Annotated in this window: 26 protein-coding genes and 1 tRNA gene; 14 read left to right on the top strand and 13 right to left on the bottom strand. The window is 59.2% G+C overall.

Features of this window, described 5'->3' with window-relative positions; translation table 11 throughout:
* Positions 1-32: 32 nt before the first annotated feature.
* The 4 genes from OOZ53_RS15250 to OOZ53_RS15235 all read left to right on the top strand — a co-directional run bounded on the left by OOZ53_RS15250 (position 33) and on the right by OOZ53_RS15235 (position 6,707).
* Positions 33-596 carry a TRAP transporter small permease subunit gene (locus tag OOZ53_RS15250; protein WP_271090510.1) on the top strand — a complete coding sequence of 188 codons (564 nt, stop codon included), beginning with the start codon at positions 33-35 and terminating at the stop codon, positions 594-596.
* 1 nt (position 597) lies between these two features.
* Entirely contained in the window at positions 598-1,881 is a 1,284-nt protein-coding gene (locus OOZ53_RS15245; RefSeq protein ID WP_271090509.1) for a TRAP transporter large permease, read from the top strand.
* Positions 1,882-1,968: 87 nt separating this feature from the next.
* The gene (locus OOZ53_RS15240; RefSeq protein ID WP_333780599.1) at positions 1,969-5,565 is read left to right on the top strand and encodes a hydantoinase B/oxoprolinase family protein; all 3,597 of its coding nucleotides are present in this window, start codon (positions 1,969-1,971) and stop codon (positions 5,563-5,565) included.
* A gap of 410 nt (positions 5,566-5,975) precedes the next feature.
* The gene (locus OOZ53_RS15235; protein WP_271090508.1) at positions 5,976-6,707 is read left to right on the top strand and encodes a GNAT family N-acetyltransferase; all 732 of its coding nucleotides are present in this window, start codon (positions 5,976-5,978) and stop codon (positions 6,705-6,707) included.
* Between the two features lie 383 nt (positions 6,708-7,090).
* Here OOZ53_RS15235 and OOZ53_RS15230 read toward each other — a convergent pair whose 3' ends face one another.
* Complete coding sequence (locus OOZ53_RS15230) at positions 7,091-7,375, bottom strand: hypothetical protein (RefSeq protein WP_271090507.1); 285 nt, start codon at positions 7,373-7,375, stop codon at positions 7,091-7,093.
* Between the two features lie 59 nt (positions 7,376-7,434).
* On the bottom strand, positions 7,435-7,872 hold the full coding sequence (locus OOZ53_RS15225; RefSeq protein ID WP_271090506.1) for a helix-turn-helix domain-containing protein: 438 nt from the start codon (positions 7,870-7,872) through the stop codon (positions 7,435-7,437).
* 208 nt (positions 7,873-8,080) lie between these two features.
* On the opposite strand from OOZ53_RS15225, the gene OOZ53_RS15220 reads away from it, so the two are divergent.
* Together OOZ53_RS15220 and OOZ53_RS15215 are read left to right on the top strand one after the other, a co-directional pair.
* A tRNA-Leu gene (locus tag OOZ53_RS15220) sits at positions 8,081-8,167 on the top strand.
* A 166-nt stretch (positions 8,168-8,333) separates the two neighbouring features.
* The gene (locus OOZ53_RS15215) at positions 8,334-9,416 is read left to right on the top strand and encodes a hypothetical protein (protein ID WP_271090505.1); all 1,083 of its coding nucleotides are present in this window, start codon (positions 8,334-8,336) and stop codon (positions 9,414-9,416) included.
* A 151-nt stretch (positions 9,417-9,567) separates the two neighbouring features.
* On the opposite strand, the gene OOZ53_RS15210 is transcribed toward OOZ53_RS15215, so the two are convergent.
* Positions 9,568-10,485, bottom strand: a complete 918-nt coding sequence (locus OOZ53_RS15210; protein WP_271090504.1) for a LysR family transcriptional regulator — start codon at positions 10,483-10,485, stop codon at positions 9,568-9,570.
* Between the two features lie 116 nt (positions 10,486-10,601).
* Here OOZ53_RS15210 and OOZ53_RS15205 point away from each other — a divergent pair, with 116 nt between their 5' ends.
* Positions 10,602-11,228 carry an HD domain-containing protein gene (locus OOZ53_RS15205; protein ID WP_271090503.1) on the top strand — a complete coding sequence of 209 codons (627 nt, stop codon included), beginning with the start codon at positions 10,602-10,604 and terminating at the stop codon, positions 11,226-11,228.
* Positions 11,229-11,244: 16 nt separating this feature from the next.
* Entirely contained in the window at positions 11,245-12,246 is a 1,002-nt protein-coding gene (locus tag OOZ53_RS15200) for a sterol desaturase family protein (protein ID WP_271090502.1), read from the top strand.
* Positions 12,247-12,432: 186 nt separating this feature from the next.
* Here OOZ53_RS15200 and OOZ53_RS15195 read toward each other — a convergent pair whose 3' ends face one another.
* Positions 12,433-13,050 (bottom strand): hypothetical protein, encoded by a 618-nt coding sequence (locus OOZ53_RS15195; protein ID WP_271090501.1) that lies wholly within the window; start codon positions 13,048-13,050, stop codon positions 12,433-12,435.
* A 343-nt stretch (positions 13,051-13,393) separates the two neighbouring features.
* Between OOZ53_RS15195 and OOZ53_RS15190 the strand changes: the two genes are divergently transcribed.
* Complete coding sequence (locus tag OOZ53_RS15190; protein ID WP_271090500.1) at positions 13,394-14,587, top strand: MFS transporter; 1,194 nt, start codon at positions 13,394-13,396, stop codon at positions 14,585-14,587.
* On the opposite strand, the gene OOZ53_RS15185 is transcribed toward OOZ53_RS15190, so the two are convergent.
* Positions 14,584-15,579, bottom strand: a complete 996-nt coding sequence (locus OOZ53_RS15185; RefSeq protein WP_271090492.1) for an alpha/beta hydrolase — start codon at positions 15,577-15,579, stop codon at positions 14,584-14,586. The genes OOZ53_RS15190 and OOZ53_RS15185 overlap by 4 nt on opposite strands.
* Positions 15,580-15,627: 48 nt before the next feature.
* Positions 15,628-16,098: an Lrp/AsnC family transcriptional regulator gene (locus OOZ53_RS15180; protein ID WP_271090491.1), complete on the bottom strand. Its 471-nt coding sequence runs from the start codon at positions 16,096-16,098 to the stop codon at positions 15,628-15,630.
* A 155-nt stretch (positions 16,099-16,253) separates the two neighbouring features.
* Here OOZ53_RS15180 and ald point away from each other — a divergent pair, with 155 nt between their 5' ends.
* Positions 16,254-17,372 (top strand): alanine dehydrogenase, encoded by a 1,119-nt coding sequence (ald, locus tag OOZ53_RS15175; protein ID WP_271090490.1) that lies wholly within the window; start codon positions 16,254-16,256, stop codon positions 17,370-17,372.
* A 203-nt stretch (positions 17,373-17,575) separates the two neighbouring features.
* Positions 17,576-17,947, top strand: coding sequence for a hypothetical protein (locus OOZ53_RS15170; RefSeq protein WP_271090489.1), 372 nt, complete (start codon positions 17,576-17,578; stop codon positions 17,945-17,947).
* Positions 17,948-18,047: 100 nt separating this feature from the next.
* Here OOZ53_RS15170 and yecR read toward each other — a convergent pair whose 3' ends face one another.
* Positions 18,048-18,374: a YecR family lipoprotein gene (yecR, locus tag OOZ53_RS26560; protein WP_425499158.1), complete on the bottom strand. Its 327-nt coding sequence runs from the start codon at positions 18,372-18,374 to the stop codon at positions 18,048-18,050.
* Positions 18,375-18,816: 442 nt separating this feature from the next.
* Between yecR and OOZ53_RS15165 the strand changes: the two genes are divergently transcribed.
* Both OOZ53_RS15165 and OOZ53_RS15160 read left to right on the top strand, forming a co-directional pair.
* Positions 18,817-19,296 carry a hypothetical protein gene (locus OOZ53_RS15165; RefSeq protein WP_271090488.1) on the top strand — a complete coding sequence of 160 codons (480 nt, stop codon included), beginning with the start codon at positions 18,817-18,819 and terminating at the stop codon, positions 19,294-19,296.
* Between the two features lie 86 nt (positions 19,297-19,382).
* Positions 19,383-19,733 (top strand): hypothetical protein, encoded by a 351-nt coding sequence (locus tag OOZ53_RS15160; protein ID WP_271090487.1) that lies wholly within the window; start codon positions 19,383-19,385, stop codon positions 19,731-19,733.
* A gap of 54 nt (positions 19,734-19,787) precedes the next feature.
* Here OOZ53_RS15160 and OOZ53_RS15155 read toward each other — a convergent pair whose 3' ends face one another.
* A complete protein-coding gene (locus tag OOZ53_RS15155) occupies positions 19,788-20,411 on the bottom strand; it encodes an OmpA family protein (protein WP_271090486.1) in 624 nt (207 codons plus the stop codon).
* 325 nt (positions 20,412-20,736) lie between these two features.
* Here OOZ53_RS15155 and OOZ53_RS15150 point away from each other — a divergent pair, with 325 nt between their 5' ends.
* Positions 20,737-21,237: a hypothetical protein gene (locus tag OOZ53_RS15150; protein WP_271090485.1), complete on the top strand. Its 501-nt coding sequence runs from the start codon at positions 20,737-20,739 to the stop codon at positions 21,235-21,237.
* 129 nt (positions 21,238-21,366) lie between these two features.
* On the opposite strand, the gene OOZ53_RS15145 is transcribed toward OOZ53_RS15150, so the two are convergent.
* From OOZ53_RS15145 to OOZ53_RS15125, 5 genes are all read right to left on the bottom strand, one after another.
* A complete protein-coding gene (locus OOZ53_RS15145; protein ID WP_271090484.1) occupies positions 21,367-21,927 on the bottom strand; it encodes a GNAT family N-acetyltransferase in 561 nt (186 codons plus the stop codon).
* Complete coding sequence (sseA, locus tag OOZ53_RS15140) at positions 21,927-22,778, bottom strand: 3-mercaptopyruvate sulfurtransferase (RefSeq protein WP_271090483.1); 852 nt, start codon at positions 22,776-22,778, stop codon at positions 21,927-21,929. Before sseA ends, OOZ53_RS15145 begins: the two co-directional genes overlap by 1 nt.
* Positions 22,779-22,795: 17 nt before the next feature.
* Positions 22,796-23,530 (bottom strand): alanyl-tRNA editing protein, encoded by a 735-nt coding sequence (locus OOZ53_RS15135; protein ID WP_271090482.1) that lies wholly within the window; start codon positions 23,528-23,530, stop codon positions 22,796-22,798.
* A 3-nt stretch (positions 23,531-23,533) separates the two neighbouring features.
* Positions 23,534-24,571 carry a cysteine synthase A gene (locus tag OOZ53_RS15130; protein WP_271090481.1) on the bottom strand — a complete coding sequence of 346 codons (1,038 nt, stop codon included), beginning with the start codon at positions 24,569-24,571 and terminating at the stop codon, positions 23,534-23,536.
* A 140-nt stretch (positions 24,572-24,711) separates the two neighbouring features.
* Positions 24,712-25,971 carry an SAM-dependent methyltransferase gene (locus OOZ53_RS15125; RefSeq protein ID WP_271090479.1) on the bottom strand — a complete coding sequence of 420 codons (1,260 nt, stop codon included), beginning with the start codon at positions 25,969-25,971 and terminating at the stop codon, positions 24,712-24,714.
* Positions 25,972-26,155: the final 184 nt, after the last annotated feature.

The following is a 26,155-nucleotide window of genomic DNA, read 5'->3' as shown; positions in this document are numbered from 1 at the left end:
TAGCAGCCGGCCGTGCATGCGGGGAGGACGTCATGCTGGAAAAGTCGCTGCTGCTTTCGGAGCGGCTGAGCCGGTTGCTGGTGTGGACAGGCGGTGTTCTGATCATCGGCTCCGCGCTGCTGGTCACCGTCGAGGTCGCGCTGCGCAAGATTTTAAATGTCAGCATCGGCGGTGCCGATGAGCTTTCGGGCTATGCCTTCGGCGTCGCGACGACGCTGGGTTTCTCCTTCGCTCTATTCGAACGGGCGCATATCCGGGTCGATGCGCTGTTTCCGTTCTTTCCCGCATGGCTTCGCACGCTCTGCAATTTCCTCGGACTTGTCCTGCTGGTCGGCTTCGCGGGGGTCGTGACCACCATGGCCTGGTCGCTTGTCGCCGACACGCTTGAACACGGTTCGCGGTCGATCACGCCGCTGCGCACGCCGCTGGCGCTTCCTCAGATTCCCTGGCTGTTCGGCTGGATGTTCTTCGTTTTCTGCGGCGCGCTGCTCGGATTGGTCGCGCTGATGCGGCTGATGCGGGGCGATGGCGCCGGTGCCAATCTGCTCATCGGTGTCAAATCGGTGGAAGAGCAGATCGAGGACGAGGCCGTCTGACATGCTCGTCAAAACTCTCCTCATTCTGATCGCGCTGATTGCGCTTGCCGTCCCGGTTGCCGCGTCGCTTGGCTGGCTTGGGCTGACGCTGCAATATCTGGAAAGCCCGATGCCGCTGCACCGGGCGCTCGGCGACATGGTGTGGCAGACCGGAACCGATTTCCTGCTGGTGGCGATCCCGATGTTCGTGCTGCTCGGCGAGATACTGCTGCGCGCCGGCATCACCGAGCGCATGTATGAGGGCATCGTACGCTGGGTCGGCTGGCTGCCGGGCGGACTGATGCATTCGAATATCGGCTCCAGCGCGCTGTTCGCCGCAACGTCCGGCTCGTCCGTCGCAACGGCGGCAACCATCGGCACCGTGGCCGTGCCGCAGATCGAAAAGCGCGGATACAACGAGCCATTGTTTCTCGGAACGATCGCGGCCGGCGGCACGCTCGGCATTCTCATCCCGCCTTCGATCAACCTCATTCTTTATGGACTTCTGACAGACACCTCGGTGCCTGAGCTCTACCTCGCCGGCTTCATTCCGGGTTTTCTCCTGGCCAGCCTGTTCATGGGCACGGTGGTGATCCTGTGTCTCATGCGGCGCGGCTGGGGTGGCGAAGCCATCAGAACGGACTGGGGCGCGCGACTTGCGGCACTGCCGGCGCTGATACCGCCGATCGGCATCTTCCTGGTCGTCGTCGGCTCGATCTATGCGGGGCTAGCGACACCGACCGAGGCGGCGTCGCTGGGTGTCGTCGCCGCGATGATCCTCGCCGCGCGCAACGGCAAGCTCACATTGACGATGTTGCGCCATGCGGTCGAAGGCACCATGCGCACCACCTCCATGATCATGCTGATCATCCTTGCAGCGGTGTTCCTGAACTTCGTCCTGTCGGTCATCGGCCTGACGACGGCACTGACCGATTTCGTTTCCGGCCTCGGGCTGACACCGTTCCAGACCATGCTGCTGATCATCGCCGTGCTGGTGGTGCTCGGATGCTTCATGGAAACACTGTCGATGCTGTTGACGACGGCGCCGATCATCACACCCATCGTCATCGCGCTCGGCTACGATCCGGTGTGGTTCGGCATTTTGCTGATGGTGCTATTGGAAACCGCGCTGATCACGCCGCCCATCGGCATCAACCTCTACGTGGTGCAGGGCATTCGCGGCCGTGGCGAGATTGTCGATGTCATGAAGGGCGCGGCGCCTTTTGTCATCACCATGTTCGCGATGATCGCGCTGCTGCTGGCCTTTCCGCAACTGGCGCTCTGGCTGCCCTCGCTGGTCTATTAAGGACCCTCAAAGCCGGAAGGCTTGATTGAAAATTGAAAAATGCAGACGGTGGGCGTTTCGGGCCGCCGAAGAATGGAGATGTGCCGAATGTGGCAATTCTGGATAGACCGTGGTGGAACATTCACCGATATCGTGGCTCGCAGGCCCGATGGATCGCTCGTGACGCATAAGCTGCTGTCGGAAAATCCCGAGCAATACAAGGACGCCGCTGTTCAGGGGGTTCGTGAACTGATCGGCGTTCCCGACGGTTCCACGCTTCCGCCATCGACCATTGCGGCGGTCAAAATGGGCACGACCGTCGCGACCAATGCGCTGCTTGAGCGCAAGGGCGATCCCACATTGCTCCTGATCACCGAAGGGTTGGGCGATCTGCTGCGCATCGGGTACCAGAACCGTCCCCGCCTGTTTGACCTGAAGATCGAACTTCCGGCGCTGCTTTACTGCGATGTCGGGCAGGTGCGCGAACGGCTTGACGCCGAGGGAAAGGTGGTGACGCCGCTCGATCTGGAATCCGCTCGGATCGCGCTTCAACGCGCCTTTGACAATGGGGTGCGGGGCGTCGCCATCGCCTTCATGCATGCTTATCTCAATCCGCAACACGAACTGGCTGTCGCCGGGCTTGCTCGCGAAATGGGCTTCACACAGGTTTCGACCAGCCACGAAACAAGCAAGCTTATCAAGCTGGTCTCGCGCGGCGACACGACGGTTGTCGATGCTTATCTTACGCCCATCCTACGCCGCTATGTCGATCAGGTCGCCGAGGCGCTCGATGTCGAGGGCGGTGCCTGCGAGCGGCTCATGTTCATGCAGTCCAGCGGCGGCCTGACGGATGCACGGCTTTTCCAGGGCAAGGATGCGATCCTGTCCGGGCCGGCGGGTGGTGTCGTCGGAATGGTCAAGACCGCCGGGCTAGCCGGTTTCGACAAGCTGATCGGCTTCGACATGGGCGGAACCTCCACCGATGTGTGCCACTATGCCGGCGAATATGAACGCAGTTTCGAGACGGAAGTCGCCGGCGTGCGCATGCGCGCGCCGATGATGAACATCCACACGGTCGCGGCCGGCGGAGGCTCGATCCTGAGTTTCCGCGACGGACGCTATCAGGTCGGGCCGGAAAGCGCCGGGGCCAATCCCGGTCCCGCCTGCTATCGTCGCGGCGGGCCGCTCACAGTGACCGACTGCAACGTGATGCTGGGAAAGCTTAATCCGGAGCATTTCCCCAATGTCTTCGGGCCGCATGCCGATCAGCCGTTGGATGCCGAAATCGTCCGGCTGAAATTTGCCGAGATGGCGCAGGAGATTGCCAACCGCACCGGATCGCCGCCTTTGACAGCCGAAGAGACGGCGGAGGGCTTTCTGCGGGTTGCCGTCGAGAACATGGCCAATGCGATCAAGAAGATCTCCGTTCAGCGCGGATACAATGTCACGGCCTACACGTTGAACTGTTTCGGTGGCGCCGGTGGCCAGCATGCCTGCCTGGTCGCCGACGCGCTCGGCATGACATCGGTTTTTATCCACCCGTTCGCCGGCGTTCTTTCCGCATACGGAATGGGGCTGGCTGAAATCCGGGCAATGCGGGAAGAGCAGTTCGATGGCGGCGTGGACGATTCGGCACGGGCGCGTGAAGTCCTGGACCGGATCGAGGCGGAGGTTCACTCAGAGGTGGCACAGCAGGGTGTGGAAGCCGAAAGGATCCGGACCGAGCTTCGGGCGCACCTTCGCTATGCAGGCTCTCACCAGACGCTTGAGGTGGCATTCGGTACAGCTGAAGAGATGCAGCGGCGCTTCGATGCCGCGCATGAGGCGCGTTACGGGTTCGCCTCGCCGAGCCGGGAACTCATCATAGACATGCTGGCGGCCGAGGCGATCGGCTTGGCGGAAGCCGCATCCGAGACGCTGGCCACCGGCCGGCTGGAAGATGCCATGCCGCGTGCCGCAGTTCGCATGCTCAGTGACGGAAGCTGGACGGATGCTCCGCTCTATGAACGCGATGAACTTGCCGTGGGGCAGATCGTTGCCGGACCGGCCATCATCACCGAGCGAACCGGAACCAATGTGGTCGAGGACGGATGGCAGGCGCGCATCGACAATTACGGAAATCTCGTTCTGACCCGTATTGTCGAAAAGGCCCGTCGGGCGGCGCTGGGTACGGAGGCCGATCCGATCATGCTGGAGGTGTTCAACAACCTCTTCATGTCGATCGCCGAACAGATGGGCGCGACGCTTGCCAACACGGCCTATTCGGTCAACATCAAGGAACGGCTCGATTTTTCCTGCGCGCTCTTCGACGCATCCGGCGGGCTGGTCGCCAATGCGCCGCATGTGCCGGTGCATCTGGGCTCGATGAGCCAGAGCGTGCGCACCGTGCTCGAAATGAACCGCGGCAAGATCCGGCCCGGCGACAGCTATATGCTGAACAACCCGTTCGAGGGCGGCACGCATCTGCCGGACGTGACTGTGATCACGCCCGTGTTCGACGAAGCCGGCGAGGAGATTCTGTTCTTTGTCGGTTCGCGCGGTCATCATGCCGATATCGGCGGTCGCACGCCCGGATCGGCTCCGCCGGACAGCCGCCACATCGATGAAGAAGGTGTTCTGATCAGCAATTTCAAGCTGGTTGAAGACGGCCGGCTGCTTGGCGATGAAACACGAGCGCTGCTCGGATCGGGCCGGTATCCGTGCCGGAACATCGATCAGAACATGGCGGATCTCGAAGCGCAGATCGCCGCCAACGAGACGGGCGTGCGCGAGGTCCGACGGATGATCGCCACCTACGGGCAGGAGGCCGTCATCGCCTATATGGGGCATGTGCAGGACAATGCCGAGGAGTCGGTCCGGCGGGTGATTACGCGCCTTGAAAACGGTCATTTCACCTATCCGCTCGACAGCGGCGCGCAGATCAGCGTCACGATCACCGTCGATCCGGACGCCCGCGAGGCGGCCATCGATTTCACCGGTACATCCGGGCAGGACGAAGGAAACTACAACGCTCCGTCATCGATAAGCACGGCCGTCGTTCTTTATGTCTTCCGCACGCTCGTCGGTGCCGACATACCCATGAACGAGGGCTGTCTGAAGCCGCTCAGAATCATCGCACCGGCCGGTACGATGATCAATCCGCAATATCCGGCCGCGGTCATTGCCGGCAATACGGAGGTCAGCCAGTCGATCGCCGACTGCCTCTACGGCGCACTCGGCGTGATCGCTGGATCGCAAGGCACAATGAACAATTTCGTGTGGGGCAATGATCGCCTGCAGAACTATGAAACCATTTGCGGAGGAACCGGGGCGGGGCCGGACTTTTCCGGCGCCAGCGCTGTTCATTCTCACATGACCAATACGCGCATGACCGATCCGGAAGTGCTCGAAAAGCGCTTCCCGGTGCGTGTCGAGGAATTTGCCATCCGCCGCGGATCCGGCGGCAGCGGCGCCCATTCGGGTGGCGACGGGATCGTTCGAAAGATGCGGTTTCTCGAGGCCATGACCGTCACCACGCTGACCTCGCACCGGAAAACGAGACCGTTCGGCGTGCGCGGTGGAGAGGACGGCGCCTGCGGAGAAAACAGCGTGTTGCGGAGCGATGGGCAGGAGCGAATGCTCGAAGGCAACGATCATGCCGAGGTTGCGCCTGATGATGTGTTTTGCATGAAGACGCCAGGCGGCGGCGGCTGGGGCGTGGGCTGACGCGATCGGTCCGAGGCATCGTTGATTTACGATTCATTGTGGATGTTTCGGTGGCCGCAGATTGCGATATTGACAACCCCGAGTTGTGGAAGCATAAAGAGTACACCACGTTTATTCCGTCTCGTGGTTGAAGGCCGGGCGCGACCTGACGCCCCAATGCCGGTTTCGAACCCGCCGGCCGACAGGGTCCGCCCGGCCGCTTGTTAAGGAATACCTTGCCGGAGGTGCCGATTTCACGGCCCAACGGCGCGCTTGCGGTCAACAAAGTTTCCGAAATGTTTCAAATGCGAGTGGTTCCATTGTCTATGCATTATGCATAGGGCGTATTAAGCATCCGCGTTAATACCCTTGAAATTGTACAGGTTTTACCAGACCGCTATACTTTAGTGAACGTATGTGGGTGATTTTGTATGCAAGAATATTTGGAACCGATAAACCGTGTAGCGGGGCATTACCGCTGGAAGATCGAAGAACTGGGACTGGAATTGCGGCATTCCACCGACTTCGAACTCTTCATGACCGAAACCGAGCGCATGGGCTTCGAGGCGACGCCGCATTTTGCGCCGCGGTTCAACGCGTTTTTCCGCGACGAGGCGTTCTGGGTCGGCGTTTACGACAACGGCAAGTGCGTCGCCACCGTGGCCTGCAAGCGTCAGCCGCTGGGTTCGGAGTCGCTGGCAAGTTACGCGAAGCGTTCATGGACGCGCTACTACACGCCGGATTCGGAAAATCCGGTTGTATTCCAGAAGGATCAGAAACCTTTCCTGGAGCGCATGCACGGCACAATGTGCTATTGCGGCGAATACCGGGTGCTTCCGAAGTATCAGAAGCAGGGTATCGGTCAACTGATGGCGGCCTACGTCAAGCCGGTGGCTTGGAGCTATTGGCCCGACACGGACCTCTTCTACATCTTCATGGAAAACAAGGATGTGCGCAGCGGCCTGATGGCTGCGATTGAACTGACTACGCAGATAAAGAATGCGCTGCAATGGGTGCAGCACCCGAGCCAAGCAAAACATGATTATTGGCTTGGCGCGATAAACCGGAGTGAATTCCTTGGCTGGCTGAAGGACGAGTTGCGCAGTCCAGCTGTTCAAGCTCCGAGTATGTCGCCAGAAATGGAAAACCTTTTGGTGTCTTGATCATCAGGACAAGACGCCGGTAGGCGAGTTGGAAGCGCCCTTCATTGCGGCATGTTTCGTAGGTTACATGTTCGAGAACGGGCTCACCTTGACAGGCCTTCAGATAGGCGGCGGCGACGGCATCGCTGCCGCCTCCGGCATTCAAATCCTTACGCCATCCCGTTCCCATGACGCGTCCCGCCAGTGAGCGGTGCCCGACATGGGTTATCTCCGGAATTGCGGTCTTCATGGGCATTCCGAACAGCACCAGCTCATCGGCCAGACCGAAAAGGCGTGCATGCAGTTGCTCGTCCACATGCCCGCCGCTTCGATCCCACAACCGGAATAGGTCCAATTGCGTTTTCGACACGTCCAGCGTGTCGAAGACACCGTCGTCCAGAAGCTTAGTGTGGACGGCCATATCCTGCCTCTTCGGCGGCCACGAACTGCGCGATTACGCGACCGAACAGGGAAGCGAACCTGTCCCATTCCGCAGAGGTAAAGCGCTCAATGTCGGTGTGGCTGGCGACGGTTACCGCAATTATGTCACGCGACAGGTGGCACCCGTAGTGCTCGCACATGGCGTCGAGATATTCACGGTCGTTGGCGTAGCGGTCAGGGGCGTCTAAAATAGCTTGCGCGGCGGGATGGTCGAAACCGACCATATTCACATTTATGGATTTTATCATTTATGGATTTCCTGTTACTTCCCCAAAATCTTACCGGCGCCTGGATGATAAGATAATTTCTAATTGCTTTCCTTCACAAGATTCTTCGAGCGCAGCGCGCGCAGCCTGCGGTACTGCTGCTGAATGAGCTTGTGCCGCTTTTCCAGCGACACCTGCCGTCCGTAGTCCTCGATGATCATATCGGCCGCATGCGTGGCCTGATCGAACAGTTCGAGATCGAGTTCCGTATCGGATCCGTTGGCAGAGACCAGTCTGGTGTTCGGGTAACCGTCGGCATCGCTGTCCGGGCCGTCGCCCTTTCCGGACAGCAGCCAGTCGGTCGTTACCTTGAACCGTTTGGCATATTGCGTAAGGGCAGGGCGGCTCACACCGCGCGAACCGTTCTCGTGCGATGCATAGGTGGAGTAGCTCACGCCGAGCGCCTCGGCGGCGATCGCGGCGGTCCTATACCCGGCCGCCTCCCGCGCGGCCTTCAGTCTGGTGTTGAGTTGAGCCATGGCAGAATTATGAAGCCGTTGAATATACTTTTGGTGTTTTTCAGGAATTATGCGTTATGCATTATCCTATGCACATTCGCTGCGGATGTAAAACACATTGCGGCGGGTAAAGAGCGAATTCATTGCGTCTGCAACCACGGATAGGCCGAGCTCTGATCCGTATTAAATAGCTTGCAATCCTGTCATGGATAATTACCAGTAGGCGCGGGCCCCCTTGGCGAAATTGGTATACGCAACAGACTTAAAATCTGTCACCTGAAAGGGTTTGCCGGTTCAAGTCCGGCAGGGGGCACCAGCCTGAAATTCGGGTCTGTGCTCTCGCAAAACACGAAGGCATGAGTCATCAGACAGCATGGCTGCTCGTTCGTCCGCTAACGTTCGTTCTGTAAAGGGCGGTTTACCGATCGTCCCTCGACGTCTAATAGACCGTCAGTTGTCCAATCGGAAACATAAGCGTCGCCATGAAGATATTCTTTCTGTGCTATCCGCCCGACGTATCGGAGATCGTGGGATACGAACACGGAATTGTCGCTCTTGCGGAAGGTCTGAGCCAACTCGGGCATGAAATCTACGGCAACATAAATTACTGGCAACGCTCGACCGATCCGGATGACTTTCTCATACGGGCCGCACCATCATCCGATTTGAACGACTATGATGTCGTCGTCTTCTCATTCCATTATTACGCCCTGAAGAATGAGGGCCTTCTTCCTGAAGATCTGTTTTCGAAGACACGGAAATACGCGCTTATCTTCATTGATGCGATTGCCGGGGTCATCACGCCCGGTTTCAGGGACGAACTCAGAGGTGCCGATCTCGTTCTGAAAGCGCACTTCAACAGGAAACAGGACACTCCCGAAAATTTCACGCCGTGGCAGTTCGGGCTGACAAACAGAATCATCGACTATTCCAAACCCAAAGCGTTCACGGAAAGAAGACGGGTTATTTCCACCAATTTTCGCGTGATGCATTATGCGCGTCGCCGCTGGGAGGAGATCGCCCAGCAGCATATCTACACCATGTACCCGAAGGACGATGAAACCGACGGTTTCGAAGTGCCGGACTTCAACGATCTGGACATGTTGTTCTGGCGCCAGACCGACAAGCGCCACTATCCCAACTATTTCGAGAGAATGGGAAATACGGCCTTTTGCTGCACGATCGGCGGTGAGGTGAAGACACGGTTCCTTTATCGTGGAAACATGTTCTCGAAGCTTGTGACCGCGGCGGTCGAAAGATTGATGACTTTGGAGTTCGAGCGGATAAACCAGTTCGACTCGTGGCGGCTGTGGGAGTCCTTCACGTCCGGGTGCTGTACGATCCACTACGATCTGGAGAAGTACGGGTGCGAATTGCCGGTCATGCCCGAAAAGAACGTGCATTATCTTGCCCTGGATTTTACCGATGTTCCCAGTTTTGTGGAGCAGATTTCCGACTTCGATCATGTGGAGCAGATCGCGAAGAACGGGTCGGAGTGGGCAATGACTCACTACGCGCCAAAGCCGACAGCGGAGCGCTTTATCAAGCTGGTTGAAGCGCTTTGACGGGAATGGTTTTGAGAATCGCGCTCGCATGACCGGAAACGCGCAACGGTGTAACGGCAAGGATCGGGTGTCGCATCAGGCAATCGATTTGGTTGCGGTCATGTGGCCTGGATCGTGACCGTCATCGACCGGCGCGCTGATTGCACCGATATCAGTGCCGCTTCGTCTGGCCGGCTTCACATGTCAGATACTGCCACAGCTCCTTGCTTGCGCCATGTATGCCGTCACCGGCGTTTGTCAGGAGATAGTAGCCCAGATTGGGGCGTTTGACGGGTTTTCCCAAGCGAAGGATCTCGCCGGCTTCGACGAGGTGATTGTCGAGGCCGACATAGCCAAGTGCCACGCCTTCACCGCAGCGGACCATATCGAGCAGGGTCGGATAGTTGCGGATATCGGCATTGCGCAGTTCTCCAGACAGCACCGAACCGTGTTGCTCGAACCATTTCCTCCAGGTCATCCAGCCGTAATCGTGCATATCGCCGTGTTCCAGCAGCCATTCGGGGCGCAGTGTTGCGGCAAGGTTGTCAGGATCGATCTCGGGGGTGTTTTGCAGAAAGGCCGGCGCTGCGATCACATAGGTTGTTTCGGTAAACAGAAGATCCGCGCGCTTGCCCGGCCAGTCGCCCGAGCCGAAGCGGATCGAGAAATCGACCTTGCCGGCGTCGAAATCGACATAATTCTCCGAAGTGATGAAATTGATGGCCGCGCCGCGCGCGGCGCCGCGCATGGCGGTGATCTGCGGCATCAGCCACAAATGGGTGATGCCGAAGGAGGCGCCGATGGTTATCTCGTTGCTCTTGCTGGATGCAAGCGCACCCAATGATATTTCCAGCCGATCGAAGGCCGTTGTAACGAGTTCCGAGACGGATTCGCCATCCGCCGTCAGCATGACGGCATTTCCGGTGCGCCGGAAAAGGTCGATGCCGAGCCATGATTCGATGTTGTTGATGTGCCGGGTAATGGCTGGCTGGGCGACGCCCAGCTCTTCGGCCGCGCGGGTGAAATTGCTGTGCCGGGCTGCGGCCTCGAAGGCAAGCAGCGCATTGAGCGGCGGAAGGCGTCGGCGCATCGAAATTCCAGTCATTGCTATAATATCGTGTTATGGCAGCCTATCAATTTCAGGCATTTCTGACAATTTTATCATGCGATAAACTTGGGCTAAGGTAACGCTTTGGGACGTGCGCGATGAAGAAGGTCAGCTTTACCCAGATGAAGGATGGCACCAGGGAAGATTACGAATTCCTGGTTGCAGAGGAAATCGGACACACGAAACACACGGCCGACCGGCTGCTCAAGGCAATGACCGAGCTTGATGAGAGCCTGTCGGGCTATCAGGTCACCCGGCTTGGCCACTGTGTGCAGTCGGCAACGCGTGCCTGGCGCGACGGCGCGGATATCGATTGGGTGGTTTCGGCGCTCCTGCACGATATCGGCGATATCTATGCGCCGTATAATCACGATGAGTACGCGGCCGCCATCCTCAAGCCATTCGTCCGCGAGCAATGCACCTGGTGTGTGCAGACCCATGGCGATTTCCAGATGGTCTATTACGGACATCACCTGGATGGCTTCGATCGGAACAAGCGCGAGCGGCACCGGGGCCACCAGTATTTCGATGATTGCGCGGCGTTCTGCGAACGTTGGGACCAGGCAAGCTTCGACCCGGATTATGACGATCTTCCTCTCGAATTCTTCGCACCGATGGTGCGGGAGGTTTTCGACCGTAATCCGTACGACAAGGACGTCATCCGCCCCGGTGCGCGCGAGCCACTGGTTAATGCCGCGAGTGCGGCCGAGCGGGACAAGGCCTGAACCCGGAGCAAGGATCATGAGCAAACCCGCCAAACCGGCCAAGCGGCCGGCCCGAAAGGTGTGGCATTACACACCGGTCCTTCCGTTGCGGTTGGCGCCTTACTGGGACTGGCCCATGCGGCCTCTGGCATCCTTGCTTTATCTGCTGAAGAGCTGGAACCCGGTCGCCATGCGGTTTGTCATTCTGCTTGCCGCCATTGCCACCTGGCTTTGGTTCACGCCGGATATCGAGCGGGCAAAAACGGTCGAATTCGGCTGGGTATTCGAGGTCTGGCTGCGCAATCTCGTTATCCTCACCGGTGTTGCCGGCGGTCTCCACCTGTTCCTGCTGCGCTACAGGCTGCAGGGCGATGACTATCGCTACGATCTGCGGCCGATGGCCAGGGGCGCGAAGGTCTTTTCCTTCAAGAACCAGGTCTACGACAATATGTTCTGGTCCTTCGTAGCCCTTCAGTTCTGGACCTTCTGGGAGTGCCTGATGTGGTGGTCCTATGCCAATGGCTGGGCGAGGATGATCACGTTCGAAGGCGATCCGGTCTGGTTTGTCGCGCTTATCGTGCTTGTTCCGATCTGGGCCGGATTCCACTTCTACTGGCTGCACCGTCTGCTTCACGTCGGCAGGCTCTACATCTGGGTCCATGCGTGGCATCACAAGAACATCAATACCGGGCCCTGGTCCGGGTTGGCGATGCATCCGGTCGAGAGCTTCTTCCTGATGTTCGATACGATGATCTTCTTCATCGTGCCGGCGCATCCCGTCCACGTGCTCTTTCTGCTGTTTCACCACGGGATCGGCGCGCCGACATCCCATGCCGGTTTCGAGCGCCTTAAGATCGGCGGCCGCGACGGTATCGAGCTGGGCGATTTCTTCCACCAACTGCATCACAAGTTCTTCGACTGCAATTACGGCACCTGGGAGACGCCGTGGGACAGCTGGTTCCGAACCTTCCATGACGGGACGTCGGAAGGCGATGCGCGGATCAAGCAGCGGCGCATGCAATTGTGGACCAAGTCCTGACTGCAAGGCCGTTATGACGACCGATCCCTACCGGGCTTTCTTCTTCGCTTTACGCTTCTTCTCATTGGCGGCGCGTTTGGCGCGATGGTGCCGGCGCTTCATGGAGTCCTTCTTCATTGCGGCATTCCTCCCAAGCTCTCGAATGCGAGAAGCAGAGGATTATACGCTATTTTTTGTGGAAGCGCTTTAGCTGCAGGAAATTCGCATGGTCCCGTGTCTGTAGGCTCCTGGGCCGCCGGCCGACTGCAGCGTCTGATCGTTGATCGTGACGCGGTAGAAGGGAATTCCGCGGATGTCTTCATGCGACGGCTGGATTTCGACCATGTGATTGGCGTCGAACGTTTCTTCCTGGAGGGAACCGTCGGGCTGTTCGCCGATGAAAGTGCCGCCCTTGACACAAGACCGGCGCTCGAACTCGGACATGTGGAAGACAAAATTGGAGTTGCCGAAGGAGGACAGTTCGCTCATGGCCGCGCTGATCGAATGGTCGAGCTTGGCGGAGGCAGACTGGACGATCTGATTGCGCAGATCGTCCGCATCCCGGGCCAGATCGCCTGAGAGGCTCCCTTCGACGACACCGAGTTTTTGCGCAAGCGCCGCTGTTTCCTGTTGTGACGCGGCAAGTTCGGTGCGCACGGCCGAAAGCTGCGCCCGAAGGCCGGAAATCTGGATAAATGCCCAAGCCGTCAGCAATGCAAAAATGATCGCGAATCCGGCGACGGCTGCCGTCAGGACATCAATCGGCTCGAACCGCGTCCTGGGCATTTGCGCGCGCGAGGGTTTTCTGGCGACTCTGTCGTTCATCTTTGATTCCTGTTGTAAGTCCGGCAGCACGTCCGTGTCGCACAACATAATCGCGCCCGCGCCGCATTCAAGAAATCACTGCAAAACAGTGCAACGCGATCTGTTTTCGCGGCGAAGGCGATCCGGCCATCCATGCCATTGCCTTGTGAGATTTGGATACTGCGTCACCAAAAAGCCGTTTGCAGAAAAAAGCCATTACCGATAATGAGTTGCCATCCAGCCTGATTTTTCAACCGGCACATTATTCTGAGTGGGGGCACATGCACGGTATTTTACCTGCAGCGCGCGATGTCGAGAGCGAAGCGAAGCAGCCGTTCGCGCCGTGTGCCGTCCGGCGCGCCTGATGGCCGGGATCGCCGCGCTGGCCGCGGCCTATATCTTCTCGCAGTTTTATCGTTCGTTTCTTGCGGTTTTGACGCCGGCACTCACCGAAGAGCTGGGGATGAGCAAGGCCGACCTCTCGCAGGCCTCTGGCCTTTGGTTCCTGACCTTCGCGCTGATGCAGTTCGTTGTCGGTATCTCGCTTGACCGGTTCGGGCCGCGCCGCACAGCCACGGTCCTGTTCGCCATCGGCGTCGGAGGCGGCGCGTTCCTGTTCGCCGCGGCGACAACGCCCGTTGAGATCATCATTGCGATGAGCCTGATCGGGATCGGGTGTTCACCCGTGTTGATGGCCGCGTTCTTCATTTTCGCCTATACGTTTCCGCCGGCGCGTTTCGCGATCGCGTCGTCATGGTTCGTCGCGTTGGGCACCGCCGGCAATGTCATCGGCGCGAAGCCACTGGCGATCGCAGTTGAGAGTTTCGGTTGGCGGGAGACGATTTTCGGCCTCGGCGTGCTGTCGCTGCTGACGGCGCTTGCGATCTACGCCTTTGTGAGAGATCCGAAGGTTGAGCGGGAAGAGGGCGGCAGCACCGGCCTTTCCGGCTATGTCGCACTGTTGAAGATACCGGCATTGTGGCTGATCATCCCGCTCGTTGCGGTCAACTATGCGCCGGCGGCCGGAATGCGTGGCCTGTGGGTCGGTCCCTACCTGTCCGATGTCTATGGCGCCTCGACGCAGCTCATCGGCACGATCTCGCTCTTCATGGCCGTATCCATGATCCTGGGCAGCGTTCTTTACGGGCCGCTCGACACGCTCTTCGGGACGCGCAAATGGGTTTCCTTCTTCGGCAATCTACTCGGAGCGCTGGCGTTGATTTTCCTTGCGCTGTTTCCGGTGCAGCCGCTGTGGCAGGTAACGGTTCTGCTTTTCGCCGTCGGCCTTTTCGGAGCCAGCTTCGGTGTGATGATGGCCCATGCCCGCGATTTCTTTCCGAAGGAGCTGACCGGGCGCGGCGTGACGCTCATGAACTTCTTCACGATCGGCGGGGTCGGCCTCGGACAGTTCCTGACCGGGCAGATGGCGCAGGCGCGTTTCGATCCGCTCGATCCGGCGCCGACCTTCTCGATGCTCTTCGGCTTTTACGGTGTGATTTTGGCGCTCGCTGTCGCGATCTACTTCTTTTCACAGGACAAGAAGCCAGGCACGCTCTAGGATTCGCCTGGAAGTTTGCCGATCCACTGTTCGATAATGTCGACGGTTTTCTGTGTCGTCGAGGGCGAAATGGCATCGCCGGCGATCACGTGATGATCCTTGTCGTCGCTGTCATTGATGATGACCAGCTCGCTTTCGCCGCCCCATCGGCCGGCGACGACCTTGGTCGCGTCCGGCTGCACGACTGTGTCGTTCTCCGAGAAGATGAAGAGGATCGGGATATCAATCGTCTCGAAATCGGAATCCTTTACCAGCCTGACCAGTTCGGCCATCGGCAAAACCGCCTCGGACGGATATTCATGGGTCCAGTTCGCGCGCTGCAGGTCGTTCTTCGGCTCGAACGAACGGCGCTCGCCAGCGATGACGCCGAGGATCTGTTTCGCCCAGGGAATGGTGAGCAGCCCGGCGCCGGCGGCCTGGATGCCGTAGTTAGGCGCGATATTGACGATCCCGGCGACGTCGGCGGTGAGGTCCGGCTGCGTTGCCGCCCAGGTCGTCAGCGTGCCGCCGGTCGAGGTGCCGACGAGTATCACGCGCTCGCCCAGGCGCCGGCCGATGGCGATGGCCTCGGCGAGATCGTTGACCCAGCCCTCGACCGTTGCCTCCGCCATCGCATCGCTGGTGCGTCCGTGACCGACCAGCCGCGTGTAGAAGAGATTGGCGCCGATATCCTTTGCGACGATGTCCATCACCGGACGTATTTCGCCGGGCGAAGCCGAAAAGCCGTGGATATAGACCAGAGAAAGCGGCGTCTTGGCGCGCGAAGCCGGATAGGCCCAGACAATCTGTTTGCCCTGGCCCGGCCTGATATCGGAAAAACGGGCTTCCTGGCTGGCGATGAAGTCCTCGACATCCTCGCCGATTGTCGCCGGATCGAATTTGATATCGGTGCTCACATGCGTGCGGGGTCCCAGATAAATGAGGATTGCGCCTGCGACTATCAGCACGACAATGCCGTACAACCATCGAGTCAGTCGAGACCGTTTCGCCATTGCCAATCTCCGGCGCCAAATTTCGATATTTCAGCTTAGGCGGGAAGGCTACCGTTTATCAACGTCGATATTCGGCCGGTCGATGACCTCCCGCAAGGCAAAGGCCGAATTGATGCGCACCACGTGGGGCAGCGCCGACAGCCACTCCTTGTGGATGCGTTCATAGTCCTGCAGGTCCTTGGCGGCGACGCGCAGGATATAGTCGTATTCGCCGGACATCAGGTAGCAGACCAGCACGTTTGGGCAGCGTTTGACCGCCGCCTCGAACTCGCTCAGCGTCTTTTCGAACTGGCCGGACAGCGAAATGTGCACGATCGCCGTCATCGTATAGTCCAGTGCCTTGTTGGAAAGCCTGGCGTGGTAGCCGCGGATGACGCCGGACTTTTCCAGGATATCGAGCCGGCGCGAGCAGGCGGATGCCGAAAGGCCGACCTTCTCGGCAAGGTTGGCATTGGAGATTCTGCCGTCCTCCTGAAGGGTTCGCAGAATGGCAACATCGATTGTATCGAGCTTATCCATTCGACGATTCTTCTACAAAATTTAGATTCTCGCAACAATATTCGCATTTTTCCGCCACGAAGCCCACACTTCGCAAGGACATTTCATGGTTCGTGTGGTGCAATGCGACCACGATAAGCCGCGCGAATCGCGCATGAAGATGTGGAGGACGCTCAATGCGTGTCGGTTGCCCGAAAGAAATCAAGAACAACGAATTCCGCGTCGGCCTGACGCCCGGCTCGGTCCGCGAATATGTGGCTCATGGCCACGAGGTGATTGTCGAGACCAATGCCGGCCTCGGCATTGACGCCGATGACGGCGTCTACCAGGCCGCCGGCGCCAAGATCGTGGCGAGTGCCAGGGACGTCTTCGACCAGTCGGACATGATCGTGAAGGTCAAGGAGCCGCAGCCGTCGGAATGGGCGATGCTGCGCGAGGACCAGATCCTCTACACCTATCTTCACCTGGCGCCGGATCCCGAGCAGACCAAGGGGCTGGTCGAAAGCGGCTGCACCGCCGTCGCCTATGAGACGGTCACGGACGATCATGGCGGCCTGCCACTGCTGGCGCCGATGTCGGAAGTCGCCGGACGTTTGTCCATCCAGGCCGGCGCGACGGCGCTGGAGAAGGTCAATGGCGGCCGGGGCGTCATGCTCGGCGGCGTTCCGGGCGTGCTGCCCGGCAAGGTCACCATCATCGGCGGCGGTGTCGTCGGTCTGAACGCGGCCAAGATGGCCGCCGGCCTTGGTGCCGAGGTAACGATGCTCGACCGGTCGATCCCCCGTCTGCGCCAGTTGGACGACATCTTCAACGGGCGCGTGCGCACGCGTTATTCGACCATCGAGGCGCTTGAACACGAGGTCTTCTCCGCGGACCTGACCATCGGCGCCGTGCTCGTCGCGGGCGCTGCCGCGCCGAAACTGGTGACACGCGAGATGCTGTCGGGCATGAAGAAGGGTTCGGTCATTGTCGATGTGGCCATCGACCAGGGCGGTTGTTTCGAGACGTCGCATGCGACCACCCATTCGGAGCCGACCTTCGAGGTTGACGGTGTCATCCATTATTGCGTCGCCAACATGCCCGGCGCCGTTCCGGTGACTTCCACCCATGCGCTGAACAACGCCACGCTGCATTACGGCCTGCAGCTTGCCGACAAGGGCCTCAAGGCGATCGCCGAAGACCGGCATCTTCGCGCCGGCCTCAATGTTCATCGCGGCCGCATTACCAACAAACCCGTTGCCGAGGCGCTCGGTTACGAGCTTGCCGAAGCCGACACGGTGCTCAAGGTCGCCTGAGTGGCCAGAGAGACCAATCCAAAGCTGTCCGGCCGGACAAGCCGGGCGGCTCGATTGACTTTGTCCGCCCGGGTGGGGAAGGGCGCTGATTGCCTTGTAAGTCCCTGAATCAATTCCGTCGAATTTTAGCGTTTTCCAAAATCGGACCTTAATCGCGCCTTGCTACACTCCTTGCCGTAGCTAGATATCGGGGGGCGCGTCTAGTGAATTTCGGATCGTTCATTGCAATAGGCCTGTTCGGCGCCATCTGTGTGGTGGCCGCGACCGATTTGCCGTCACCGACCCTCACCGACGAGGGATATGAACGGCTGGTGGCGTATTCGGACGACCATGACAGATATGGCGAGACCTTCATCGGCGCGGCGCGCTGGCTGATCGAAGCCCGCATCTGCAGCGAGAACGACCTGCGCGAAAGCGGCGGCTGGACGAAATCGCGCACCCACCGCGGCCTGCCGGTCTATTTCGCCAATTGCGGCGGCAAGAGCCTGGAATACCGGGTTTATTTCAACGCCGTCACGCTGGAGTTCTACGGCCGGGCGCGGGGATTTGGCGCGGCGGTCAGGCTGGCTGGGTAGTGGGGCCGAAGCACTACTACTCAAGAGCTCGATTGAGCTCATCCTTCAGTCGATCAGAGCTACGCCAGCATTTACAGTTCAGTAGATGATCCATGAGGATTTAGCCGGTGCACTGATAAAGACGGGATACTTTCCGTTTTGCGCATAAAGCTTCCGTTCCAGATACACATTCCTGAGTGTCACCTTCTCGGTAATCCTCCGGGCCATTCGCAGGAATGGCGTCTTGATATCCCCAATTCTTACATGTTGCAGACGCCTTCTTTCGCGCTGCTGCCCAATCGAAGATAGGCGGAGCTATTGTGGAATGCATCACTGACATCTCAACCAGGCCCTGACTCTTGCCGCCGCCGGTAACGATCGGCGTTGCTGCGCATCCGCTTAATGCTGACGCAATGCAGGCAAACGCCAGGTAATTTAGGAATCGCATTGTCTGTGGTCCTCATATTCTGTTGTGATAGTTGCTATTGCTACCTATGCATGTTGAAAAAGCGGCTGAGATTGCTGGATTGATATGAACAACACTAATCACTGTTCGACAACCCCTCCTTGAATGTCCCGTCATCTAGTGTGTGCATGAAAATCATATCGGTGCCGAGTTTTTCCGGATCTTGTGACGTGTTCAGTATTCTAATAATATGATTTAAATAAGTAATATGGAATTCCCGTGTACCATCTCCTCCCACCGGCGAACTCTTCTTCCTCGACGTTTCGCTGGGCGCTCCACAGAGTGTTTATTGCGCCGCCCAACAATTCATATGTTCAAAGATGGCGCTCAGTCGGCTTTTCTGGCGTCCATACGACAGGAAAGCGAATTATGTAACTCAACCGTGCAGTGTATGCTCTTATTTTGCCAAAGAAGGGACCAATGAATGAAATCGATATCCTTTCTATTTCTTGCGGCAGGCATTTTCATTTTCTCCCCGCATGCCGACGCCTGCTCATCGTCAGCAGATTGGTCTGAGGAAAAGGCTTATCGGTCGGCGAAGGAGATATTCAGAGCCTTTGTGACAAAGGTACAGGTAAGGCCCAACGCGGGTCTTTCGGATGTGCAAAAGCAATGGCAGTTGGTGGACGTATACTATGAGCTCAAGGAAGTGCTGAAAGGTCAGCCGACCGAAATCGGTCCGATTTCGACACATAACGCGTATTTTGGCGGTTGCGGTGTCCCGGTCGTTGCCGGTGTCGATTATCTGTTTTTTGTCGAGCCGTTTGAAGCAGACGCGACCATCGAACTGAAAGGCAATTCGAGCGGGTTCATCTCCAACACAAGCACACAATCCCTGCCTGCCTCCGAGGTCCATGCCGAGAACATCGTGTCCGAAGCGAGGGATATGATATCGCGCTTCTGATACTCGATGATATGATTGTTTTGATAGTCATGGTCTCCCGAAACGGACGGTACCTCTGGCTGAAAGCAGAATAAGGAATTCACTTAGTGGAGAGGAAAACAAACCGGCTGATATTGAGATTTGCCCTGTTGCCGATGGCAGTATTTGTCGGCATTGCCTTTGCGTTTCCAGAGATCTTTGAAGGAAGCTCGGAGCGGGAAACCGAATTTTACCTGGTCTATGTCCTCTGGATTATTGGCTGTATCGGCGCGTTTGTTTTTTGGGGCTGGGGCGTTGTTCCACATGCAGCGAATATCATTTTCAAGCCACTGGAAATCGAGCAAGAGAAAGGATGGTTGAAGCCTGGCGGCCACGGTGAAGCGGCTCTTCGCAATTATCAGCTTCTGAAGTTTTTACGGATCTACATTAAGGACGACGACAAGCTTGCGGGGGAATAGTTGTCTGCCGGATTGGCCACCCCGCCAACCAGGCGGGGCAGTTCTTGTTCATTCTCACTGATAAACAATATCCGTGATCCGGCGCAGCGTGACGCGGCGGTTGCGCCAGTCGGCGTAGGGCGTGTTGACCAGCAGGTCGTCCTCGCCGTAGCCGACGGTCTCCAGGGCGTGGTAGGGCACGCCGAAAAAGTCGGTCAGCACGCGCTGCAGGGAGGTGGCGCGGCGTTCGGAGAGCGCCTGGTTGGCCTCAAAGGAGCCGACGGCGTCGGTGTGTCCCTCGATCAGGAACAGTTCGTGCGGATTGTGGCCGAGCATGTTGTGCATGGCCTGCGCGATCTGTTCCACCTTCCAGTGCTGGTTCGACGGGATCCGGGGCGAGCCGAAGGCGAAGTTGATCGCCTGGATCTCGATCGACGGCGCGATGTGGCGCAGCGCGCGGCGGCGCTTGACGTCCTTGACCGAGCCTTTCATCGACGGCTTGATCTTCATCGCCGGCGGCGCGCTGAGGCTCTTTTCGATGGTCAGCGCATCCGGCACCTTCTTGTTGATCTTCTTTGCATAAAAGACCTTCTCGGGTGTCTTGGCGTTGTCGGCGGTCAGTTTGAGTGTTGCGGCGGACGCCGCGGCGGGCGCGGCGACCGCGGCGGCGAATGCGGTCAAAAACGTGCGGCGTTTCATAATTGTCTTCCTCTCTCATCGTTGGCCGGACCATCCGGCCGCTGATCTGATGGAGAAAGGCTAGAGGAGCGCGCCTGAAGCTGGGATGAACGGGCCGTTCAGGAAAACGCAGGTGTCAGGCGGATTTCGCAATGCGCAGGAGATCCGCGTCGGTGAGCGGGCGGATCAGGGTCTTGCTCCGGCAACCACCCGGTGATGCGCCGCATGGGTATTGGCACCTGGCGGGCCGCTTACCATTGTCAGCGATGAAAAGTTGTGGATATATGCAGATGCAATTCCTGCGATTATTTTCTTCACTAGAGGTATGTTTGAAATGAGATTGCCAATGACCGTTTGCACGGTCTCTCTAGCCATGTTCCTGACCGCCTGTGAATCGACCCGGACACTGACGACACCGCCGGTCACGGCTAAATTCAGTTCGCAAGCCACGCGCGCGGATGTGGAAAAATACGTTATCTTGCAAAGCAGAACGACCGCCTTGAACGATAAGAAAAAACGGGTGGAAATCGATGGCGTACCGTGCACCGTGGATGGCAACGGATTTTCCTTGAACTACAAGACCCCCGCCAATCTCGAGCTGCCGGTTTTTGGTGTCAAGACATCTGATCTTTCGATGTCATGCACCTATAAAGGCACGAAGAGATTCAAGTCCATCAAGGTCCGCAACCTGACCGCTGAACGGATTTCCAATGCCGGCGCCAGCGGCGGATTGATCGGCTCGCTGATAGCCTCAGGCATTGCCGCCTCCCGCGGCAACAAACCCGGTGACGACTATACCTACCTTGCGCCCAAAATGTTTCTCGATAGGGATCCCGGAATCCGGTGACGTGATTCCGATCGGCACCGCCCGGTTTTCGAGCGAAAACAGGATGGTGCCTTTTCAACCCCATTCGTATTGCTCCAGAGGAGTGCGCCTGAAGCTGGGATGAACGAGGCGTTCAGGAAAACGCAGGTGTCAGGCGGATTTCGCGATGCGCAGGAGATCCGCGTCGGTGAGCGGGTGGATGAATGTCTCGCTCTGGCCGACGGGGGCAAAGCCGAGCTTCTGGTAAAGCGGCAGGGCGGCGGGGTGGTCCAGCGTGCAGGTGTTGACCGTCACTTTAAGTGGGCTTGATTCCCACGCCGTTTCCAGCGCCTGCGCCAGGAGCCAGCGGCCGAGCCCGTGGCCGTGGGCGTGCGGCATAAGACCGAAATATTCCAGATTGACGGTCTCGGCATTGACCTGCCGCAGTTCGAAGAAGCCGGAAGGCGCGCCGTTGAGATAAAGCACGTGGATCGAGACTTCCGGCGCGTGGATGATCTTGGAGAGCGCGTCGTCGCTGAGGCGCAGCCGCGCCACCCAGTGCCATTCGCGGCCGGTGCGAAGCTGCAGGTAGCGGTAGAAATGCAGCGGCATCTCGGCCTGCTTCATCAGCGCGACATGCAGGTTCACCGGCATCGGGCAGAGCTGTGTCGTCCGTTGGGTCTGTTCCAGATAGGTCACCGTCGCCTTGAGCGGAGCGCGTCCCCTGGCCATCACGGGTCCCCGGTTTCAACGGGTGTGTCGTCGCGCGCCCCCCACTCGGACCACGAGCCGTCATAGAGGCGCGTCCTGTCATTGCCGAGCGAATTGAGCGCCAGTGTGATCACGGCTGCGGTGACACCGGAGCCGCAGGTGGTGATGACGGGGCCCTGCGGATCGATGCCGGCCCCTTCGAGCGTTGCGCGCAGGTCGTCCAGCGATTTGAGGTGGCCGTTCTCTGAAAGCGAGAAGACGGGCACGCTGCGGGCGCCCGGCATATGTCCCGAGCGCATGCCCGGGCGCGGTTCCGCCTCTTCGCCGGTGAAACGGCCGCCGCCGCGCGCGTCGGCAATCTGGCTCGCGCCTGAATCCACCACGTCGCGCATCTCCGCAAGGCGGATAACGGCGCCTTCGTCAAATGTCGGATTGAATGTGCCGTTGGAATGGGATGGTGTCTCCGTGCTGACCGCCCGCCCGCCCGCCTTCCATCCGTCGATGCCGCCATCGAGAACGAAGACGTTGCCTGCGCCCATGACGCGGAACATCCACCACACGCGCGGCGAAGTGAACATGCCGGGCCCGTCGCAAATGACGATGGTGTCTGTGTCGGAAATGCCTAGCGCGCTTGCATGGTCGGCGAAGACGGCGGGGCTCGGCAGGGTGTGCGGCAGGTCCGCGCCGGGTTCGACAACCGCATCCTGGTCGAAGAACACGGCGCCGGGGATGTGGCCGGCCTCGTATTCAGTGCGGGCATCGCGCTCCTGCGCAGGCAGATACCAGGACGCATCGACAATGCGCAGGCCCTCCTGGCCCAGCCGCTCCTCAAGCCAGTCTGCAGAGACGACGAAGGCGCTTTTTTCCGACATGTGTTTTCCCGCGACGATCAGCCGGGCAGTTCGCCGAAGCGAATGCGGAACCGGCGGTTCTCGCGTCCCTTTTTCTCTATTTTACCGATATGGATGGTGCCGATTTCACTTGTCTCCGAGACATGCGTTCCGCCGCAGGGCTGACTGTCCACGGCAGCCTCGTCGCCGATACAGACCAGCCGGATGCGGCCGCTGCCGCGCGGCGGGCGCACATTCTTCGACTTCACAAGGCCCGGATTGGCCTCCAGTTCCGCCTCGTCGATCCATCTGGCGAAGATCGGGTGGTTGCCGTCGACCAGCTCCATCAGCCTTTCGCTGACCGTTGCCTTGTCGATGGCTTCGCTCATGTCGAAATCGACGCGGCTCTCATTCTCGCCGACGGAAGCGCCGGTAATGGGAAAAGGGCACACGACCGTCAGAAGGTGACAGGCCGAATGCATGCGCATGAGCCGGTAGCGGCGCGGCCAGTCGATATGCAGCGCCAAGTTTTCGCCCACCTGCGGAACCGCCTGATCGTTGGACGGCACATGGATGATCTCGGCTTTCGATTGGCCGTTGACCGTCGCGGCGATCTCGATCTTCGATCCGTCCTCGCGTTCGAGGAAGCCGATATCGCCGGGCTGACCGCCGGAGGTGGCATAAAAGCATGTCTGGTCGAGCAGGATGCCGCCCCGATCGTTGATCGCGGCCACGCGGCCCTCGGCGGTCGAAAGGTAAGGATCTTCGAGAAAGAGCGGCAGCGTTTCCTGCAAGGCCTACACCTCTTCGTAAGGTATGGAAATATCCGGCGTTTTTTCCATCCATTCGGGTACCGGCAGCTCCTTGGAACGCAGGAACTCGGGATTGAACAGCTTGGACTGGTAGCGGTTGCCGTAGTCGCAAAGCACGGTGACGATCGTGTGGCCGGGACCCATCTCTCGCGCCATCTTCACCGCGCCTGCGATGTTGATGCCGGACGAGCCGCCCAGGCACATGCCTTCATTCTCGATGAGATCGTAGACATAAGGGAAGGCCTCGGCGTCCGGGATCTGATAGGCGAAGTCGGGGGTGAAACCCTCGAGGTTGGCCGTGATGCGGCCCTGGCCGATGCCTTCGGTGATCGAGCTTCCCTCGGCTTTCATCTCGCCGTGCTTGTAGTGGTTGTAGAGCGCGGCGCCCATCGGGTCGGCGATGCCGATCTTGATGCCCGGGTTCTTCTCGCGGAGGCCTGCGGCCACGCCGGCAAGCGTGCCGCCCGAGCCGACGGCGCAAATGAAACCGTCCACCTTGCCGTCCGTGTCGCGCCAGATTTCCGGCGCGGTCGTCTCGATATGGGCCTGGCGGTTGATCGCATTGTCGAACTGGTTGGCCCAGACGGCGCCGTTCGGGTCCTCGCGCGCGATCTGCTCGGCAAGGCGGCCGGACAGGCGCACATAGTTGTTCGGGTTGCGGTAAGGAACGGCCGGCACCTGCAAGAGTTCGGCGCCGAGAAGACGCAGGGCGTCCTTCTTTTCCTCGCTCTGGGTCTCGGGGATAACAATCACCGTGCGGTAACCCAGCGCCTTGGCGACCATGGAAAGCCCGATACCGGTATTGCCGGCGGTGCCCTCGACGATCACGCCGCCCGGACTCAGCAGTCCCTTGTCGATGGCGTCGCGGACGATGAACAGCGCGGCGCGGTCCTTCACGGACTGGCCGGGATTGAGAAACTCGGCCTTGCCGAGGATCGTGCAGCCGGTCAGTTCCGACGCCTTTTTCAACTTGATCAGCGGCGTGTTGCCGATTCCGTCAAGCACAGTTTGCAAAATGGTCATTCCATTGCCTCTCATGGGTCGCTGCAACAGTATTTTGACGGTTGTGGATTATCAACAAGGGTGGCGGCAAGAAATGACGTTTGCCGTCGCCGCCATTTAGCAAAATAGAATTTCAAAACAGCCGCTGGAATGCCCGCCGGTCAGCCGCGCTGATAGATGACCTGGCGCACATTGATGTTCTCGGCGCGGAAGCCCGCCTCGCAATAGTGCAGATAGAACTCCCACAGCCGTTTGAAGCGTTCGTCGAAACCCATCGGACGGATGCTCGGCCACGCGTCCCAGAACCGCGTGCACCATTCGGAGAGCGTACGGGCATAATCCTGCGCGAAGGCGCGGTGGCCGGCCAGCTTCAGATTGGCCTTGCGGCCCAGATCTTCCAGTATCTCGAAGGTCGGCAGCATGCCGCCGGGAAAGACATAACGCTGGATGAAATCCGGGTTGCGGCGGTAGTTCTCGAAGGCATCCTCATGGATGGTGATGATCTGCAGGCCGGCGCGCCCGCCGGGTTTGAGGCATTCGCTCAGCTTGGAGAAATAGCCCGACCAGTATTTTTCGCCGACCGCCTCGAACATCTCGATGGAGGCGATGTGGTCATAAACGCCGCGTTCCTCGCGATAGTCCTGGAATTTCAGCTCGACCCGGTCCGACAGCCCGGCGTCATGGATGCGTTTTTGCGCATAGGCAAGCTGCTCGCGGCTGATGGTGAGACCCGTCACGCGGGCGCCGATCTCCTTCGCCGTATATTCAGCAAATCCGCCCCATCCGCAACCGATCTCCAGGACATGGCTTTCGGGCGTGATGCCGATCGCCTCGGCCAGCGCCTTGTATTTCGCCTTCTGGCCGCTCTGCAGGTCGTTTGCGCCGGTCTGGAACAGGGCGGAAGAGTAGGTCATGCTCGGATCGAGCCATTTTTCGTAGAATTCGTTGCCGAGATCGTAATGGGCGGAGATGTTCTTCTTGGCCTGCGCCTTGGTGTTGGCCCGGAACAGATGCCGCAGGCGCTCGATCAGGCTGGCAAGCCCCCGGGCGCCGCTGGCGATATGGTTGCCGATATCGGTATTGACCAGGAACAGTTCCAGAAAGGTCGGAATGTCCGGGCTTTCCCAGTCGCCGTCCATATAGGTCTCCGCCACACCGATCGTGCCGCGGCGAAAGGCGGCATAGGGCAGGTTCCAATTGTGCAGGACAACGCCGGCACGCGGACCGCTTTCAGGGCCCTCGACGCGCCACCGCCGGCCATCGGGCAGTGTCAGATCGAGCGTGCCGTGCCGAAGCCGCGATATGGCGCGCAGCGCCAACTGCGCCTTGAAGGGCAATCCGCCCAGGTGCTCGCCGATATTGACGGCCGAAACGATTTCCACGGCGCCTTCATTGTCCGCATGTGTCAATGTTCCGGTCATTTGCATGCCTCCGATGCCTTTGCATACAAGCCCCGCCGTCCGTCTGCTCAGCCGTGTCAGGATCGGCTTGTGCGGGCAGGGCGCTACCAACGGCCATCTTTCATGGACGCGCGCGCTTATGCAAGTGGCGGGGCGAAGATATTGGTTTTTCCACTTTTTTTGCCGGCCCGTCAGGGCCGTTTGT

Origin of the sequence: Allohoeflea poritis (genome assembly GCF_027889715.1) — a bacterium.
GTDB classification, from domain to species: Bacteria; Pseudomonadota; Alphaproteobacteria; order Rhizobiales; family Rhizobiaceae; genus Hoeflea_A; species Hoeflea_A poritis.
The sequence above is the reverse complement of the archived record's forward strand: the minus strand, read 5'-3'. Positions and strand labels throughout refer to the sequence as shown.